Annotated in this window: 13 protein-coding genes and 1 tRNA gene; 9 read left to right on the top strand and 5 right to left on the bottom strand. The window is 44.6% G+C overall.

Annotated elements, in window-relative coordinates; all coding sequences use genetic code 11:
• Nucleotides 1–30 precede the first annotated feature (30 nt).
• The gene (locus IPM19_00345) at nt 31–1086 is read left to right on the top strand and encodes a thioredoxin family protein (GenBank protein ID QQS23009.1); all 1056 of its coding nucleotides are present in this window, start codon (nt 31–33) and stop codon (nt 1084–1086) included.
• A 123-nt stretch (nt 1087–1209) separates the two neighbouring features.
• Here the strand turns inward: IPM19_00345 and IPM19_00340 are convergent, their stop codons facing one another.
• From IPM19_00340 to uvrA, 3 genes are read right to left on the bottom strand one after another with little or no spacing between them, the layout of a single operon-like run.
• On the bottom strand, nt 1210–1626 hold the full coding sequence (locus IPM19_00340) for a hypothetical protein (GenBank protein ID QQS23008.1): 417 nt from the start codon (nt 1624–1626) through the stop codon (nt 1210–1212).
• On the bottom strand, nt 1623–2156 hold the full coding sequence (locus IPM19_00335; GenBank protein QQS23007.1) for a GNAT family N-acetyltransferase: 534 nt from the start codon (nt 2154–2156) through the stop codon (nt 1623–1625). The genes IPM19_00340 and IPM19_00335 overlap by 4 nt, the downstream gene beginning before the upstream one ends.
• Nucleotides 2157–2210: 54 nt before the next feature.
• Nucleotides 2211–5114, bottom strand: a complete 2904-nt coding sequence (gene uvrA / locus IPM19_00330; protein ID QQS23006.1) for an excinuclease ABC subunit UvrA — start codon at nt 5112–5114, stop codon at nt 2211–2213.
• Nucleotides 5115–5236: 122 nt separating this feature from the next.
• Between uvrA and uvrC the strand changes: the two genes are divergently transcribed.
• On the top strand, nt 5237–7057 hold the full coding sequence (gene uvrC, locus IPM19_00325; GenBank protein ID QQS23005.1) for an excinuclease ABC subunit UvrC: 1821 nt from the start codon (nt 5237–5239) through the stop codon (nt 7055–7057).
• On the opposite strand, the gene IPM19_00320 is transcribed toward uvrC, so the two are convergent.
• A complete protein-coding gene (locus IPM19_00320) occupies nt 7038–7433 on the bottom strand; it encodes a hypothetical protein (GenBank protein ID QQS23004.1) in 396 nt (131 codons plus the stop codon). The two genes, uvrC and IPM19_00320, sit on opposite strands and share 20 nt — an antisense overlap.
• Nucleotides 7434–7532: 99 nt before the next feature.
• Between IPM19_00320 and secG the strand changes: the two genes are divergently transcribed.
• Nucleotides 7533–7760 (top strand): preprotein translocase subunit SecG, encoded by a 228-nt coding sequence (gene secG / locus IPM19_00315; GenBank protein ID QQS23003.1) that lies wholly within the window; start codon nt 7533–7535, stop codon nt 7758–7760.
• 134 nt (nt 7761–7894) lie between these two features.
• Nucleotides 7895–9541 (top strand): peptide ABC transporter substrate-binding protein, encoded by a 1647-nt coding sequence (locus IPM19_00310; GenBank protein QQS23002.1) that lies wholly within the window; start codon nt 7895–7897, stop codon nt 9539–9541.
• A 20-nt stretch (nt 9542–9561) separates the two neighbouring features.
• Here IPM19_00310 and IPM19_00305 read toward each other — a convergent pair whose 3' ends face one another.
• Nucleotides 9562–10227: a hypothetical protein gene (locus IPM19_00305; protein ID QQS23001.1), complete on the bottom strand. Its 666-nt coding sequence runs from the start codon at nt 10225–10227 to the stop codon at nt 9562–9564.
• Nucleotides 10228–10329: 102 nt separating this feature from the next.
• Here IPM19_00305 and IPM19_00300 point away from each other — a divergent pair.
• From IPM19_00300 to IPM19_00280, 5 genes are all read left to right on the top strand, one after another.
• A tRNA-Leu gene (locus IPM19_00300) sits at nt 10330–10416 on the top strand.
• Nucleotides 10417–10423: 7 nt separating this feature from the next.
• A complete protein-coding gene (locus tag IPM19_00295; protein ID QQS23000.1) occupies nt 10424–10810 on the top strand; it encodes a VOC family protein in 387 nt (128 codons plus the stop codon).
• 493 nt (nt 10811–11303) lie between these two features.
• Nucleotides 11304–13226, top strand: a complete 1923-nt coding sequence (locus IPM19_00290) for an RNase J family beta-CASP ribonuclease (GenBank protein QQS22999.1) — start codon at nt 11304–11306, stop codon at nt 13224–13226.
• A 132-nt stretch (nt 13227–13358) separates the two neighbouring features.
• On the top strand, nt 13359–13820 hold the full coding sequence (locus IPM19_00285; protein QQS22998.1) for a hypothetical protein: 462 nt from the start codon (nt 13359–13361) through the stop codon (nt 13818–13820).
• A 503-nt stretch (nt 13821–14323) separates the two neighbouring features.
• On the top strand, nt 14324–15118 hold the full coding sequence (locus tag IPM19_00280) for a hypothetical protein (GenBank protein ID QQS22997.1): 795 nt from the start codon (nt 14324–14326) through the stop codon (nt 15116–15118).
• Nucleotides 15119–15128: the final 10 nt, after the last annotated feature.

Genomic DNA, 15128 nt, shown 5'->3' with positions numbered 1-15128 from the left:
AGGATTCAAACTACTATACTGCTATCAGCTATGAAACGTGTGGTTTTCTTTATTTTAATAGCAATTATACTAGCAAGCGCGGCCGTAGTTCTGCTTTGGCCAAAGTTTAACCAAGGGCAATCTATTGTTGCGCCGTTTTTTAATTCCAAAGAAAGAATCGCTACTCAAAATGAAAAAGAGGAGCAGCCGGTTGAACCTGTGTTTAAAAACCTGGGGCCTGCCCCGGAATTTGCAGGCATAACAAAATGGTTCAATACGGAACCGATTAGGATGGCGGACCTGGCAGGAAAGGTTGTATTAATAGATTTCTGGACGTACTCCTGCATCAATTGCATTAACTCATTCCCCCATCTGAACAAGTGGTATCAGGAATACAAGGATCAGGGCTTTGCAATAGTCGGCGTTCATACACCGGAATTTGCTTTTGAAAAAGTCACTAACAATGTAGAAGCCGCACTTAAGCGTTATAAAATTAATTACCCAATTGCGCAGGACAATAATTACAAAACCTGGAGCGCTTATAACAACCAATTCTGGCCGGCGCGTTATTTAATAGATAAGAAAGGAGACATTGTTTACACCCACTTCGGCGAAGGCTCGTATGAGATAACAGAAAAAGCTATCCGCAAGGTTATGGGTCTCGAAGGCGAATTCCAGCCTCCTACTCCAGAAACACCGAGCCAGGCCGGCACGCCTACAACTTACTTGGGATCAATCCGCTGGAATAATTTTGGGGGCAGTGAGACTCCAAGCAGCAACGAACAAATCTATGCTTTCCCTAAGAATCTGGCTAAAAACCGATTCGCCCTAGAAGGCAAATGGAAAATTGAACAAGAGGCTGCGGTTCATACGCAGGGCTTTGGAAGAATCAGGATCAATTTTAACGCAGCCAAAGTGTTTATGGTTGCCGAAAGCACGGAGGCTAATACAATAAAAATATATGTAGACGGCAAACTCCAAAAAGGAGTGACCATTATAAACTCTGATCTATATCCTTTATACGAATCATCGGCCCCTGCCAATCACACCATGGAGGTAGAATTCCCTAAGGGCGGCGTGAGCGTATTCAGTTTTACTTTCAATTAATCGTCTGCTAGTCTTAGTCTTTACAAGGAGGGAAGAAGTCTGACTGAACTAAAAAAATTGCTAAGATTGTTCGTGAGTATACATAATAAAAAACCGTTCACTCAATGAACGGTTTATATTTTTTTACATGACGCCAATACGGCTTAATTCCTGATGCAAGCACACCACATTAAAGCCAATGATTTCATCGCGCAAAATGCTATGAGGCAAACAATTGTAAAGATAAATTTTCTTACCGAGCTTGAATGCATCGTACATTTCCAGAAATGTAGCGCCGCCGATATAGTTTTCATCGCCTTCTTTGGTCATGTTAATGACCAATACCGCATCACAGGCTTCTACTTTCCCATAGCTCATACGGATAGCTTCGGCTTTCCAAAGCCTGTGCTCGTCTTCGCCTAATGCTCTTACCCTGTCTTCTGAACTAGGATCGTCGTAATGGTTAGGCAGAATAATTTCATGCCCGCGGCTTGCCAAAAATTCCTGGATGGCCGGAATTTCACCATAAAACCTTTTGCTGCAAATAATAAATATTATCATCCCTTCACCTCAAATTGCTCTTTGTCTCTGCGCATAATTAGCCCGGGAATTTGTTTTCCATGGGGATGTCTGGAAAAATTCTGAATTACCCCTGTAGAAGCAAAGCCATGCCTGCGATAAAAACTTATTGCTTTATCATTATAGGCGGCAACTTTCAGAAAACAGTTTTTTGGCTCATCAAACCACCCAAAAATGTGATCAATGAGTTTCGTACCAATCCCTCGTCCGTGCCAATCAGGCAGGACATACAATGAATTAACTTTATTGTATTCGACAAACTTTGTACCAAGACAAAACCCTCCTACATTTCCTGCCAGCAAAGCGACAAAGATGCAGGCATCATCAGCAATGTTGCTTAAAAACTTTTTTCGGTCAGCGACTTTCTGGTCACTAGCTAAATCCATTGCCTTAATATCATCAATGGTAATGCCCAACTCTTGATTAGGGTAAGTATCCTGCCAAGTTAAGTTATGAACACGGCAAATACCTGCTGCATGTTCCGGAGTAGCTTTCATGATAGTTAGCTCCATTTTTCCTCCCTTATACAAAAATGCATCCCTTAGTGGATGCATTATCGTACCAACCTATAACATCTTTTTCAAGTACTGCCCAGTGTGGCTGTTTTTAATCTTCGCGACATCTTCCGGAGTCCCGGATGCTACTACCTGCCCGCCCTTATCCCCGCCTTCCGGACCCATATCGACAATCCAGTCGGCAGTTTTGATCATGTCTAAGTTGTGTTCGATTACAACCACCGTGTTTCCCTTCTCTACGAGCTGGTTAAGCACTTGTACTAAACGCTTTACATCGGCAAAATGCAAGCCGGTGGTCGGCTCATCCAAAATATACAAAGTGCGTCCGGTCTGAGCGCGGGAAAGTTCTGTTGCCAATTTAATGCGCTGCGCCTCACCCCCCGAAAGTGTTGTGGCGTTCTGGCCAAGGTGCATATAACCCAAGCCCACCTGGGAAAGAGTTTCCAGTTTGCGGGCTACTGCAGGAACATTAGCGTAGAAGATTTTAGCTTCGTCAACCGTCATCTCCAAAACATCGCTAATAGTTTTACCGTTGTAATGAATCTCCAAAGCTTCGCGGTTATAGCGCTTGCCATTACACTCTTCACAAGTAATGTACACATCAGGCAAAAAGTTCATTTCTACCTTGATTACGCCGTCACCCTGACACTTTTCACAGCGCCCACCCTTGACATTAAAGCTAAAGCGGCCAGCTTTGTAGCCTTTCATTTTTGCTTCGCGGGTATCTGCAAAAAGGTCTCGGATATAAGTGAAAATGCCGGTATAGGTTGCCGGGTTAGAACGCGGAGTGCGCCCGATTGGCGACTGGTCAATGTTAATCATCTTATCAATATGTTCAACACCCACAATCTTTTTAAATTCGCCTGGTTCATCTTTGCTATTCCAAAAATATTTAGACAAATACTTCGCCAAAATATCATTCAGTAAAGTAGATTTGCCGCTGCCGGATACGCCGGTGATGCAGACAAACTTGCCCAAGGGAATGTCGGCATTAACGTTTTGCAAATTATTTTCGGTCGCACCCACGATCTGCAATTTCTTACCGTTACCGGCACGGCGGCGTTTTGGCACAGCAATTTCGTCTTTGCCAGATAAAAACTGGCCGGTGATGGAGTCTTTTGATTTTAAAATGTCGTCTGGTGAACCTTCGGCGATAATCTCTCCGCCATGCTTGCCGGCGCCAGGACCGATGTCGACTACATAGTCCGCTTCGCGGATAGTTTCCTCGTCGTGCTCTACTACAATTACCGTATTACCTAAGTCGCGGAGATTTTTAAGCGTAGTTAACAGGCGGGTATTATCGCGCTGGTGCAGCCCGATAGATGGTTCGTCAAGAATGTAAAGTACACCAGTTAAGCCGGAACCGATTTGGGTCGCTAGACGAATGCGCTGCGCTTCGCCGCCGGATAAAGTGTCCGCGCCGCGATCTAAAGACAGATAAGACAAGCCCACGTCTAGTAAAAACTGAAGACGCGCTGTGATTTCTTTAAAAATAAGCTTGGCAATCGCCATTTCTTTGGCGTTCAATTGCTTTGGCAACGTTTCGAAAAATTCTGCAGCGTCTTCAATAGACTTGCAAGAAACGTCTACAATACTTTCCCCGCCAACAGTGACAGACAAAACTTCCGGCTTTAAGCGCTTGCCGCCGCAAGTAGTACATTTGCGGATGCGCATGTAATTTTCAATCTCACTGCGCATGTACTCAGATTCAGTCTCACGGTAACGACGTTCCAAGTTCGCAATAACGCCTTCGAAATTAGCCTGGTAGGTGCGACCGCTTTCTGTGGGCATAGTAATACGCTTGCCAGCAGTGCCGTACAAAATAACGTCCAGCGCTTTCTTAGGCAAATCCTTTACAGGAACGCTTACAGAAAAGCCGTATTCCTGAGCTAAAATCTCCAGTACTCGAGAATACCAAGTCACGCGCGCAGTGGTTTTGCTCCAAGGGCGAATTGCGCCTTCGGCTAAAGTTAAGCGGGGGTTAGGAATGATTAAATCTGGTTCTACCGTGAGCTTGGTGCCTAAGCCTTTACAGTCGGGACAAGCGCCGTGCGGGCTATTAAAAGAAAATTCGCGCGGATCAAGTTCGGTTAGGCTAATAGCATGACCGTTAGGGCAGGAGAACTTTTGAGAAAATGGAATTTCCTTTTTGACCTTATCGCCATCCATTACCAACACAAGCGACAACTGGTCGCCATAGTCCAAAGTTTTTTCCAAGCTCTCAGACAAGCGAGCACGATCGTCTTTGCTAATCGCCAAACGGTCGACAATAACTTCTATATTATGCTTCTTTTGCTTATCCAAACTTAAAGTCTGGGCTTCGTTAAGATCCATAATGGTGCCATCTACGCGCACTCGGGAGAAGCCGCTCTTCTTTAGTTGTTCAAACACAAGTTTATGTTCCCCTTTTTGATCGCGGATCAACGGAGCCAAAAGCATCACCCGGGTGCCTTCCGGCATTTCCAATAACTGGTCGACAATAGATTGTAAAGTCTGGCCTTCTACTTTCTTGCCGCATTCCGGACAGTGCGGAATACCGATGCGCGCGTAAAGCAAGCGCATGTAGTCATAAATTTCGGTTACGGTTCCCACAGTAGAGCGCGGATTATGCGAAGCGGATTTCTGGTCGATAGAAATCGCCGGAGACAGACCCTCGATCTTGTCTACATCCGGCTTATCCATTAAGCCGATAAACTGGCGCGCATAAGCAGAAAGAGACTCAACGTAGCGGCGCTGGCCTTCTGCATAAATAGTATCGAAAGCTAAAGACGACTTGCCGCTGCCGGATAATCCGGTCATTACAATTAATTTATGACGCGGGAGATCTAGGTCCACATTTTTTAAGTTATGAACTCTGGCACCGCGAATCACAATTTTGTGCTCGTTATTAGCGCTTACCTTGGCGGAATTTTTAGCGACTTTCGTTGTTGGTTTCTTTGTTGCTTTAGTAGGCATGGTAAATGATAATTTAAGTGAACTTTAATAACGCTAGCATAAAAAAAAGAGACTATCAAGTCTCTTATGTAAAACTCATTTACCAGGATGCGTTCAATAAGCAAACAAGATATAATTAATGCATGGCAAAAGTAGAAACCAAGCTCAAAGACAAGCTTAGTGATGTGCCCCGCAAGCCCGGGGTGTATAAATTCCTCGATAAAGACGGGGTTGTTTTATACGTGGGCAAAGCAAAAAACCTGCGCGTGCGTTTGGGGCAGTATTTTTCTGGTCATGACACGCGCGTGCAGCTCCCCTATTTAATCGCCGAAGCGGCAGACTTTGACTATATAATAGTAGGCACCGAACTGGAGAGCTTGTTTTTAGAGAACACGCTTATTAAAGAGCATATGCCGGCATACAACATTATGCTGCGCGACGATAAGAACTACGCCTTTATTCAAATTGACTACTCCTGCGAGATCCCCCAGATTACCTACGCCCGCAAAGTTACTACAGACAAAAAGTCCAAATTCTTCGGCCCATACTCTTCTGCTAAAAAAATTCGACAGACTCTGGACCTGACCCGCAAAATTTTCCCGTTCTGCTCTAACAGCCAAGTGGGCAAACGGCCGTGCTTTTATTACTTTTTGCACCGTTGTCCGGGAGTGTGTATTGGCGAAATAAGCCTGCAGGAATATAAACAGCAACTGGAACGGATCTCGACTTTTTTGTCGGGCAAAACCGCCCCGATCAAAAAAGAATTGCAAAGCCAAATGAAACAAGCCGCGCGCGGCAAGCGTTTTGAACTAGCGGCCCGCTTGCGTGACCAATATCAAGCCATCGAAATTTTGGATGAAAAACAAATTACCATGTTTGCTAAAAAGGTGTCGTGGGACTTTATCTCTATATTCAGCAATGACTTGTCTGCCGCCGTCAATTTATTTAAAGTTCGTGAAGGAAAACTAAAAGACAATGAACAATTCATCTTCGACAACATTTTAGGGTTCAATCCGGAATATCGGGCTCAGGCGATTATGCAAAGCTTTTTAGAAAACTATTACGCCCAGGCTACGGATTTGCCAACCGAGATATATATTCAAACCGAACCAAACGACAGCGGCATTGTCTCCAAGCTGCTGCAGTCGCGCTCCAAGAAAAAAGTAATTTTATGCCTGCCGACCCGGGGGCCAAAATTAAAGCTGATCAACCTGGGGAAGGTCAATGCCGAAGAGTTCCTGCTCAAATGGCAGCGCAATCAGGCAACAAATGTGGACGCTATCAAAGAAACCCTGGAAGAACTAAAGAAACTTCTTAAGCTGCCTAATACGCCCAGGCGCATAGAGGGCTATGATATCAGCAACACCCAAGGCACTAATCCGGTAGGCAGCATGGTGGTCATTAAAGACGGGCAGCCGGCCAAAAGCGAGTACCGCAAATTTAAAATCACCCGCAAGCAGACTCCGGATGATTTCTTGATGATGCGTGAAATGCTGGAGCGGCGCCTGTCCAGAATAAAACCCGATAACGAAAAGGATGCATGGCCTATCCCCGACCTGCTGGTAATCGACGGCGGCAAAGGCCAGCTAGGCGTCGTAGTGGAAGTTTTGAAGCAAAAGAAATTGGATATTCCTGTCATTGGCTTAGCCAAGCGCATCGAAGAAATTTTCCTGCCTCATAGCTCAGATCCAATTGCACTACCCCACGACAACCCGGTTCTGCAAATGCTCCAGCGCCTGCGCGATGAAGCCCACCGCTTCGGCATCACTTTCCACAAGAGCCTGCGTAGCAAGCAAGCTGTAAGGTCAGCTTTGGATACAATTCCAGGCATTGGCCCAAAAACTAAAAAGTTGCTCAAACAAAAAATCGGCACGGTCGAACAGATTCGACGCGCACCGATTGAAGAGTTGGAACAGTTATTAGGTAAAACCAAGGCGCAGATAGTTAAATCAAATTTGCAATAGCAAAGCCAGGGGCATCCCAAATAAGTTCTTGAAACTTTTTCCAGAGGCTATCATCCCCAGTATTGACTGTTAGGCTAATTTCCCAAATCGTATCCAACAGCTGAATGGTTGGCTTGTCATCGATTATTTTTGCCACTTCCCAAAAATTAAAGGTTGTATACATTGACCCGCCAATCACTATATCATCATCTCTGTCAGATATCTTATCTCCGACAGCTACCTTATAATCAGGTTTTAGTTTCAAAAATAGTGGTAGAGCAGGAGAGGTTGTCTGACGAGGAATCGGATAGGCGCATAACACAACCCAAGTCCCGGCTTCAGAAATCACTTCCACATCTCGAACTAACAAATTAACACCTCTTTTAACAATCATCATCAATCCTCCAAAATATCTTTTTCTTATTATAATATCCCGCCCAGATTGACACAACACGCCAATCTTACTATAATAATTGAGCTAAATTTAAACTAATTTATGAGAAATCTCTCCTATATCTTGACCATAATTGATATGGTCGTAATGGTACTACTCGTAGTCTCTGTGGCATTACAGAACAAATCTGCCGGCCTTTCCAATATTTTTGGTGGCGGTGGCGTAGTTACCACCCGCCGCGGTGCAGACAAGTGGCTGTTTTTTGTCACAATTGTTTTGGGCGTACTTTTTGCCGGCCTGAGCTTAACCATCGTTTTGCTAGGTAAATAGTTTCTCATAACTCATTAGGTGTTTTCGTGAACTCATTATCTTTACAATCCAAGTCGCAAAGTAAACGTTTCTTTCAAGGAATCCGCGCTCTGCGCCACATCAGACTTTCCGTTCTGCGGAGAGTTTTTTCATTAATGGGAAAACGGGAAAAATACGTGTTTCTTTTCTTAGTAGTGGTTGCTTTTGTAAGCTTTGGATATAGCAGTGCAAAATTAGTTCAGCAATACACTGCGGTTATTCCTGCGCAAAGTGGCATGTACATCGAAGGCGTTCTTGGGCAGCCAAGATTCCTCAACCCCCTCTATGCTACTACTAACACCGATAAGGCTTTGGTGGATCTCATTTATTCCGGGTTATACCGCTTTGATGAAGACGGTAATGTAGTTGCCGACCTGGCTGCCGGTTTTCCAGAAGTTACTGACGACGGTAAAACTTATACTGTAAAACTCCGCGATGCGCAGTGGCATAACGGTTTGCCTGTAACATCGGCGGATGTAGCCTTTACTATTCGCACATTGCAAAATGCCGAATTCAACAGTCCCCGCCGCAGCGAGTGGCTATCGACCACCGTAGAAACTCCGGACGAAAAAACCGTAGTGTTCAAACTCAAAAGCGCTTCTGGCCCATTCCTAAACAACTTAACCTTGCCATTAATAAGCGAAGTGGTCCGCGGCAAAGAAACTCCGGAAGTATTCTTAAACTCGATCGCAAATATAGAAGCAATTGGCAGCGGTCCTTATCGCGTTAAAGAAGTAAAGAAGACTAACGAAGGCAAGATTCAAACTTTAACTTTGGAATCGTTCCAAAACTTTACCCCTCAACCAGCTTATATCAGCATAGTAAAATTAAATTTTTACGAAACCAGCGACGATCTGCTCAAAGCCATGCTTGGCAACCAGATTGACGGTTTTGGCTTCAGCCAATTTGAACAGCGCATAAGCATTAAGCAGTCTGCCAAGAATTTAGAGATTCACCAAATTCCAATGCCGCAGTACCAGGCTGTGTTTATTAACACTGCGCAGAAATCTTTGGGCGATAACCGAGTACGACAAGCCTTGAATATGACGGCAGATAAAACGCGGGTATTAAATGAAGTATTCGAAGGGCAAGGCTTATTAATCGACAGTCCGATTTTAACTCAGCACGTTTCTAATCTACCGGAACTAAACCTCAATACAGACCTGGCTGCAGCCAACAGCCTTCTGGACCAAGCCGGCTGGACACTAGATCCTATGACAAATATTAGGAAAAAAGGCGCCAATGAACTTAAATTTACCATGGCCACCAATGACTCCGGCATCAATGTCCGCAGTGCGGAGATTTTAATAGAAGCCTGGAAAGCTATTGGAGTAAACGTAACTCTTAATACACTGCCGACCCGCGAATTAAACGAGTCTGTCATTAAGCCGCGCAACTACGACATGCTGCTGTTTGCCCAAAAACTTGGCGCTGACCCTGACCCGTTTGTATTTTGGCATTCTAGCCAGACCAAATCCCCCGGCTTAAACCTGTCGAATTATTCCAACACAAAGGTAGACGGACTGATGAGTGAAGCTCGTGCCAGCACCAACAAAACCGAACGGGACGCGTTGTATTTGCAAATCCATGACATTATCAAACAAGACTTGCCGGCTATCTTCTTAGTGCAGTCGGTGTATACTTACGCAATTTCCGATGAAATTAAAGGCTTCAACATCCACAGCCTGCCGGACGAAACCGCCCGCTTCTACAACCTCCGCTATTGGTACCTGGATACCAAACGGGTGTTCCAAAAAAATTAAAAAGCACAGCTCTGCTGTGCTTATTTATTCTCTAGGACTTTCTTGATCGGGGGCGGAAGCATAAATACCCACTCATCCTCATCGTACCAAAAATCTTCTGTCGGCCTTCTGTTTCGAGCGTATAGCCAGGGCTTAAACCCCGGCCATTGCTCCAGAGAAAAGAAGTTTAGATAACCCGCATCCATAATTGGTTCGCTGGCAACTCGCAGGAGTTCGTTATTCGGCTGGCCAGTGTACTGCAATCTCAGCTGCGGACCCACCTCCAAAGGGCATAAGGCCAGACCTTTAGATAAGGCTTTGGCAAAAAATTCTTTGCGATAAGCTCCATACCTGTCTATCTGGAAATCTTTAACTTTAACCCGCACCAAATTTATCTGCACCGGCTCTGCTGACAACGCAAAAGAGTTTCCTTCAATTAAATTCGACGACAAGGCGGTAACCCCTGCTTTTTGAAGAGCGGCAAGCAACTCGGACTTGGTTTTAAAGTTACCTATAGTGATAGTTTTCCAAATAGGGTAGCCGGTATTGTTTTTTACCGGCGTCGCTGTTGGGGAAGGGCTTGGACTAGCTGCCACAGTCGCTGTGGGAGAAGGGGTAGGAGTCGGACTTGCTTGGGCATAGGAATAATTTGTAATCCCAGCCAAGGCAAACGACATAGCGATCAAAAAAATAAGTCTACCTAACATATATTCCTCCAAAGATGTTTACCTTAAGATACTGGGCAATCCTCCTTATGTCAATGCGATTGAAAAACTCGAGATAAACAGCTATAATCACAAAGTTAATCTGCCGCGGTGGTGAAATTGGCATACACGTACGCTTCAGGTGCGTATGACCGCAAGGTCGTGAGGGTTCAAGTCCCTCCCGCGGCACCAAATCTTTATGAATTTAAATTCAGTTCACCATATTGCAATAATCGTCTCCGACTACGAGAAGTCCAAAAAGTTCTACACAGAAGTTCTGGGCTTTAAAATTATCAATGAAACCTACCGATCGGAGCGCAATTCTTATAAGCTAGATCTGGTAGTTAACAACCAAACCCAGATTGAATTATTCTCTTTTCCCAATCCCCCATCCCGACCCAGTTATCCGGAAGCTGCCGGCTTAAGGCACATCGCCTTTTCGGCTGATTCGATATCTAAAGTCCGGAATGAACTGATTTCTAAAAATGTAGAAGCGGAAGAAATCCGCACTGACGAAACCGCCAATAAGCAATTCTTTTTCTTTGCCGATCCTGACGGTCTGCCTATAGAAATCTACGAAAAGTAACCCCATAATAACCTATAAATAAGCCATTTTTGGGCAAAATGGTTTGACAAAATAACCTATTCCTGATATACTGAATTTACTCAATAAGATCTGGTTCTATCCTAACAAAAGAAATTGAGAACAGATGAGATTTTATTTCCTTTCAAAAGAAAGTAAAAATTCATGTGTTAATTACGCAAATTGAAGCGTAATAAATCAGCCGAAGGCGGCCCCGGAAGCCACTTCCCTGATTCAACTGAATATTCAAATAATTTTATTTGGCCACAGTTTTTTATTTGCCAATCATAACTTTATCTGCAAAATTCACTTTCGACACAAAACAATAATTAACAAGAGTTGAGTCTTCTGTACTTCGTTCTTTGCATATCGCAAAACGAGTTCCGGATAAACTAATTGTTGAAATCAAAGCAAAGCTTAAGCATTTTAAATTTAGAGGCTATTGCTGATGACAACAAGACTGCGTACGAAGACTCCGTCTTGTAATAGAGAAAATATGATCAAAAAACCAACTCGCACACCTGCGAGCGCAGCTTCTAACAAAAGCTCCACCCCGCGAGCAGCAACTGCCCGCAAAACTACTCCAAACCGCGGCCCGGCGAACAGCAGGCCAGCAGGTCGTGGTCCAGCTAATCGCAGCGGTTCCCGCTCGCGATCCGGCATGCGTCCGCTGCCAACTCGTTCTCACGAAAGCAGCTTAACGCCGTTACCACAGCCGCCAAGCGGCTCTAACAGTGCCTATACCGTATCCCGCGATACTCTTCGCATCATCCCGTTGGGAGGACTCGAAGAAGTAGGTGCTAATATGATGGCTTATGAATTTGGCGATGACATTGTTATTGTCGACGCTGGTTTTTCATTTCCAGACGAAACCACGCCAGGAATCGACTACATCATTCCGGAAACTAAATATTTGGAAGATAAGAAAAAAAATATTCGCGGTATCATCATTACTCACGGGCACATGGACCACATCGGTGCCTTGCCTTATATTATGTCAAAGCTAGGCGATCCTCCGATCTATACCATGAAGCTGTCTGCCGGCATGATCAAGAAACGCTTAGAAGAATTCAACTTAGCAGACCGCACTAAAATTAACGTTGTCGGACGAGATGACATGGTTCCTCTCGGCAATTTCCGCATTCGTTTCTTTGCTGTAAACCACAACATTCCTGACTCAGTCGGTATCTCTATTGGCACGCCTATTGGACAGGTACTTCATACCGGTGACTGGAAAATTGACCATACCCCAATTAACGAAACACCAGCAGAATTCAACAAAATCGCTCAATTTGGCAGCGAAGGCGTATTAGCTTTGCTTAGTGACTCCACTAATGCCGTTAAACCAGGATATTCCGTATCCGAACGGGAGATCGGTAAAAAAATTGATCAAATCTTTTCCGAAGCCAAAGGCCGTATTATCTTTACCAGCTTCTCTTCTTTAATCCCCCGCATCCAACAGGTATTAGATATTGCAGCCAAGCATAATCGCAAGATTATTGTTACCGGCCGTTCTATTGTAAGCACGTTAGAACTAGCAATCTCTATGGGCTACTTGCGCATTCAGCCGAAGATTATCATCAAGTCTGAACAAGCCAGTCGCTACCCAGACAGCAGTATTGTTGTCCTAACCACTGGCGGACAAGGCGAAGAAAGCTCGCAGCTAGCTCGCATGTCCCGCGGCGAGCATCGCTTCATTAAAGTTAAAAAGGAAGATACAGTCGTAATTTCTGCTTCTACCATTCCTGGCAACGAACGCTCTATTGTAACTGTTATCGATAACCTTACCCGCCTTGGCGCTAACGTTATTTATAACAAAATTCTAGACATTCACACCGGTGGTCATGGTCAGCAGGAAGAACTGAAACTGATGATGCAGCTTACCAAGCCAAAATTCTTCATCCCAATTCATGGCGAACACCACATGCTTGCAGCCCACGCTAAGCTAGCGCAAAGCATTGGCATTACCGAAGACCGCTGCTTCGTTTTGGAAAATGGTTCGATTTTAACTATCGACCAAAAGGGAACAGCCAAGCTTCTTAACGAGAAAGTTCCAGCCGGATACGTATTCGTAGACGGTTTAGGAATTGGTGACGTAGGCGAAGTGGTTATCCGCGACCGCCAGGCGATGGCTCAAGACGGTATGTTCGTAATCATTGCGACTATCGACCGTCACGCTAACAAGCTCACCAGCCCGCCAGAAATTCTATCTCGCGGATTCGTATACATGAAGAACAACGAAGACTTGCTTCGCGAAGTGAAGCATGAAATCCGCAAAATTATTGAAAGCGGCAATAAAGGCAAAGGCGAGCCTAACTGGGCTAACCTCCGCCAACAGATCCGTGACGAAGTTGGAGAATATCTTTTCCAAAAGACCCAACGACGTCCAATGATTCTACCAGTTGTTATCGAAGTGTAATTACCCAATTCAAATAATTAAAACCGGCGTAAGCCGGTTTTTTTATTCCCAAAACTGCCACACCCTTGACCAGAGGAGTTTTTTACATTATACTGATATGTATTTTATTCTAAGGAGGAGCAATAAAAATACATGAAGAAGTTTATCCAATATGTAATAAACAATGCTCAGTCCCGCGCAAAGACTCGCTCTGGAATTAATTACCTGGTCATGCCGCGAGATTTTCACCCACAGGCAATGCAGATCCCCTATTTTGCAATTGCCGATCCGGCTTCGAATATTTATGCGGTTTCCGAAGATGTTCCGCCAGGGTTTAGAAGCTTTTGGGTAGAACACGAGAAAGCGTGCGCAGCCAGCGGCTATACCAAGTGCGACGAACTGACGGACAAAGAAATGTACAAAATCAGACTGCTCTTTCTGACCAAAGAGTACGAACTATATCTAAAGTTGCGGGCAGCCATGTTCGAAGCTGTGGTATTAACCCAAGCAGAAAACCCGCGATGCAAGCATTGGAAGGCCTCTCTGGAACGGCTAAGCAGAGAACTTGAAAACTCGAAACCTGGAATCCGTGTAGTGAACGGAGTGAGAGTTTAAGGATAAAATAATAAAAGCGTTACGAATTTCGTAACGCTTTTCAATTTTTGCTTACCTGCCAAACCCGTGCCGATCATTCGGCGGGAAACCCATGTGAGGAGCAACTACCGGACCGCTCGATTCGTTTATGTCCTCAACTCTTTGGGAAAATAGTTTATCGGATGCTGGGCATAAATCAGGACTTTCGCCTTGGGGATGTCTGCTAATGAGCTTAGTATCAGGGTCCACCCTAACCTTCATGCCACAGACAATGCACTCTACTATCATTATTGGTTTTCCTCCTAGACTTTTCTCTCTGACTAAAAATATTATACCAAAAGCTTGACATAGTCAACACCAGGGAATATTATACAGGCATGAATCAAATTAAGCGCCAATTTGCTAACTCTGCATGGTGGACTTTGCCTAACCGCGAAGTCTAGCTTAAGTTTGATCTAATACATATAAACTAAGCACCTTCTAGACTTTTGCGGAAGGTGTTTTTTGTTATCTTAGGAGGAAAAATGAACTACGATTTTTATCGCAAAAAGCTCGAAAGCGCGCTTAGGCAGTACGCTCAGCAGACAGGGTCCTTAGACTTCCTGCCCACTGTTTTAAATTGGCTGCCAGCCATAATCGGCCTTTGCAAAAGCAATGCGGATAATAAAAAATCCGCGTTCCGTATCGGCCAAACAATATTGGACGCAGGCGAAGTTAAAATTATTGCCCCGGCCTGCCCGGATTGGAGCAATAAGCCGGGCAGCGAAGGATTGTTAAAAGGATTAGGAGATGGCATATCCGGCTTGGCAAAGAGTCAGATCGGTTTTCTGGGAAACCTGATAAGCTTAGGCGTACCCGTTAAGGCTACTATAGTTTATCCAGACCAGGATCGCAGCGATCCCCTGCTATTAACTTACAGCGGCACCAATCAGTCAAATTTTGTAAGCAAAGTTATATCCAGCGCAAACAAAACGAGAGAGGTTGTAAAAGGCTACGGCTGGAAATCTGAGATTATGACAGCGCTGATAGCAGACCTGGAAACAAAATGCCGGGAAGAGGAATCGTTTATCCTCAACAGTCCGCAATTCGAGAATCGGCTTACAACCGAAACTCTGGCTAGGATGAGTTTTTACCAAAAAATTTATCCAAACATCACATGGGAGCAAGCTTATGCGCGCAGCATCAGAAAATCATCATACTTTCTGGTACTGGGCCGCTATGCCAAATCCCGTAATTGCTTGATCTCTGATTTCACTCCCACGGACAACCCGTGGTACAAAGAAACAGACACAGGCGTACTATACCTCAATTCTAACTAAGGAGTTTGAT

The sequence above is a fragment of the bacterium genome, from assembly GCA_016699995.1.
Taxonomy (GTDB): domain Bacteria; phylum Patescibacteriota; class Doudnabacteria; order UBA920; family UBA920; genus UBA920.
The sequence above is the reverse complement of the archived record's forward strand: the minus strand, read 5'-3'. Positions and strand labels throughout refer to the sequence as shown.

What these genes read in the sequence shown, in the direction of transcription:
- IPM19_00290 (QQS22999.1), top strand. Translation starts at nt 11,304, where the DNA reads ATGATCAAAAAACCAACTCGCACACCTGCGAGCGCAGCTTCTAACAAA.
- IPM19_00285 (QQS22998.1), top strand. Translation starts at nt 13,359, where the DNA reads ATGAAGAAGTTTATCCAATATGTAATAAACAATGCTCAGTCCCGCGCA.
- IPM19_00320 (QQS23004.1), bottom strand. Translation starts at nt 7,433, where the DNA reads ATGATGATTGTTAAAAGAGGTGTTAATTTGTTAGTTCGAGATGTGGAA.
- IPM19_00335 (QQS23007.1), bottom strand. Translation starts at nt 2,156, where the DNA reads ATGGAGCTAACTATCATGAAAGCTACTCCGGAACATGCAGCAGGTATT.
- secG (QQS23003.1), top strand. Translation starts at nt 7,533, where the DNA reads ATGAGAAATCTCTCCTATATCTTGACCATAATTGATATGGTCGTAATG.
- IPM19_00340 (QQS23008.1), bottom strand. Translation starts at nt 1,626, where the DNA reads ATGATAATATTTATTATTTGCAGCAAAAGGTTTTATGGTGAAATTCCG.
- IPM19_00305 (QQS23001.1), bottom strand. Translation starts at nt 10,227, where the DNA reads ATGTTAGGTAGACTTATTTTTTTGATCGCTATGTCGTTTGCCTTGGCT.
- IPM19_00345 (QQS23009.1), top strand. Translation starts at nt 31, where the DNA reads ATGAAACGTGTGGTTTTCTTTATTTTAATAGCAATTATACTAGCAAGC.
- uvrA (QQS23006.1), bottom strand. Translation starts at nt 5,114, where the DNA reads ATGCCTACTAAAGCAACAAAGAAACCAACAACGAAAGTCGCTAAAAAT.
- IPM19_00280 (QQS22997.1), top strand. Translation starts at nt 14,324, where the DNA reads ATGAACTACGATTTTTATCGCAAAAAGCTCGAAAGCGCGCTTAGGCAG.
- IPM19_00310 (QQS23002.1), top strand. Translation starts at nt 7,895, where the DNA reads ATGGGAAAACGGGAAAAATACGTGTTTCTTTTCTTAGTAGTGGTTGCT.
- IPM19_00295 (QQS23000.1), top strand. Translation starts at nt 10,424, where the DNA reads ATGAATTTAAATTCAGTTCACCATATTGCAATAATCGTCTCCGACTAC.
- uvrC (QQS23005.1), top strand. Translation starts at nt 5,237, where the DNA reads ATGGCAAAAGTAGAAACCAAGCTCAAAGACAAGCTTAGTGATGTGCCC.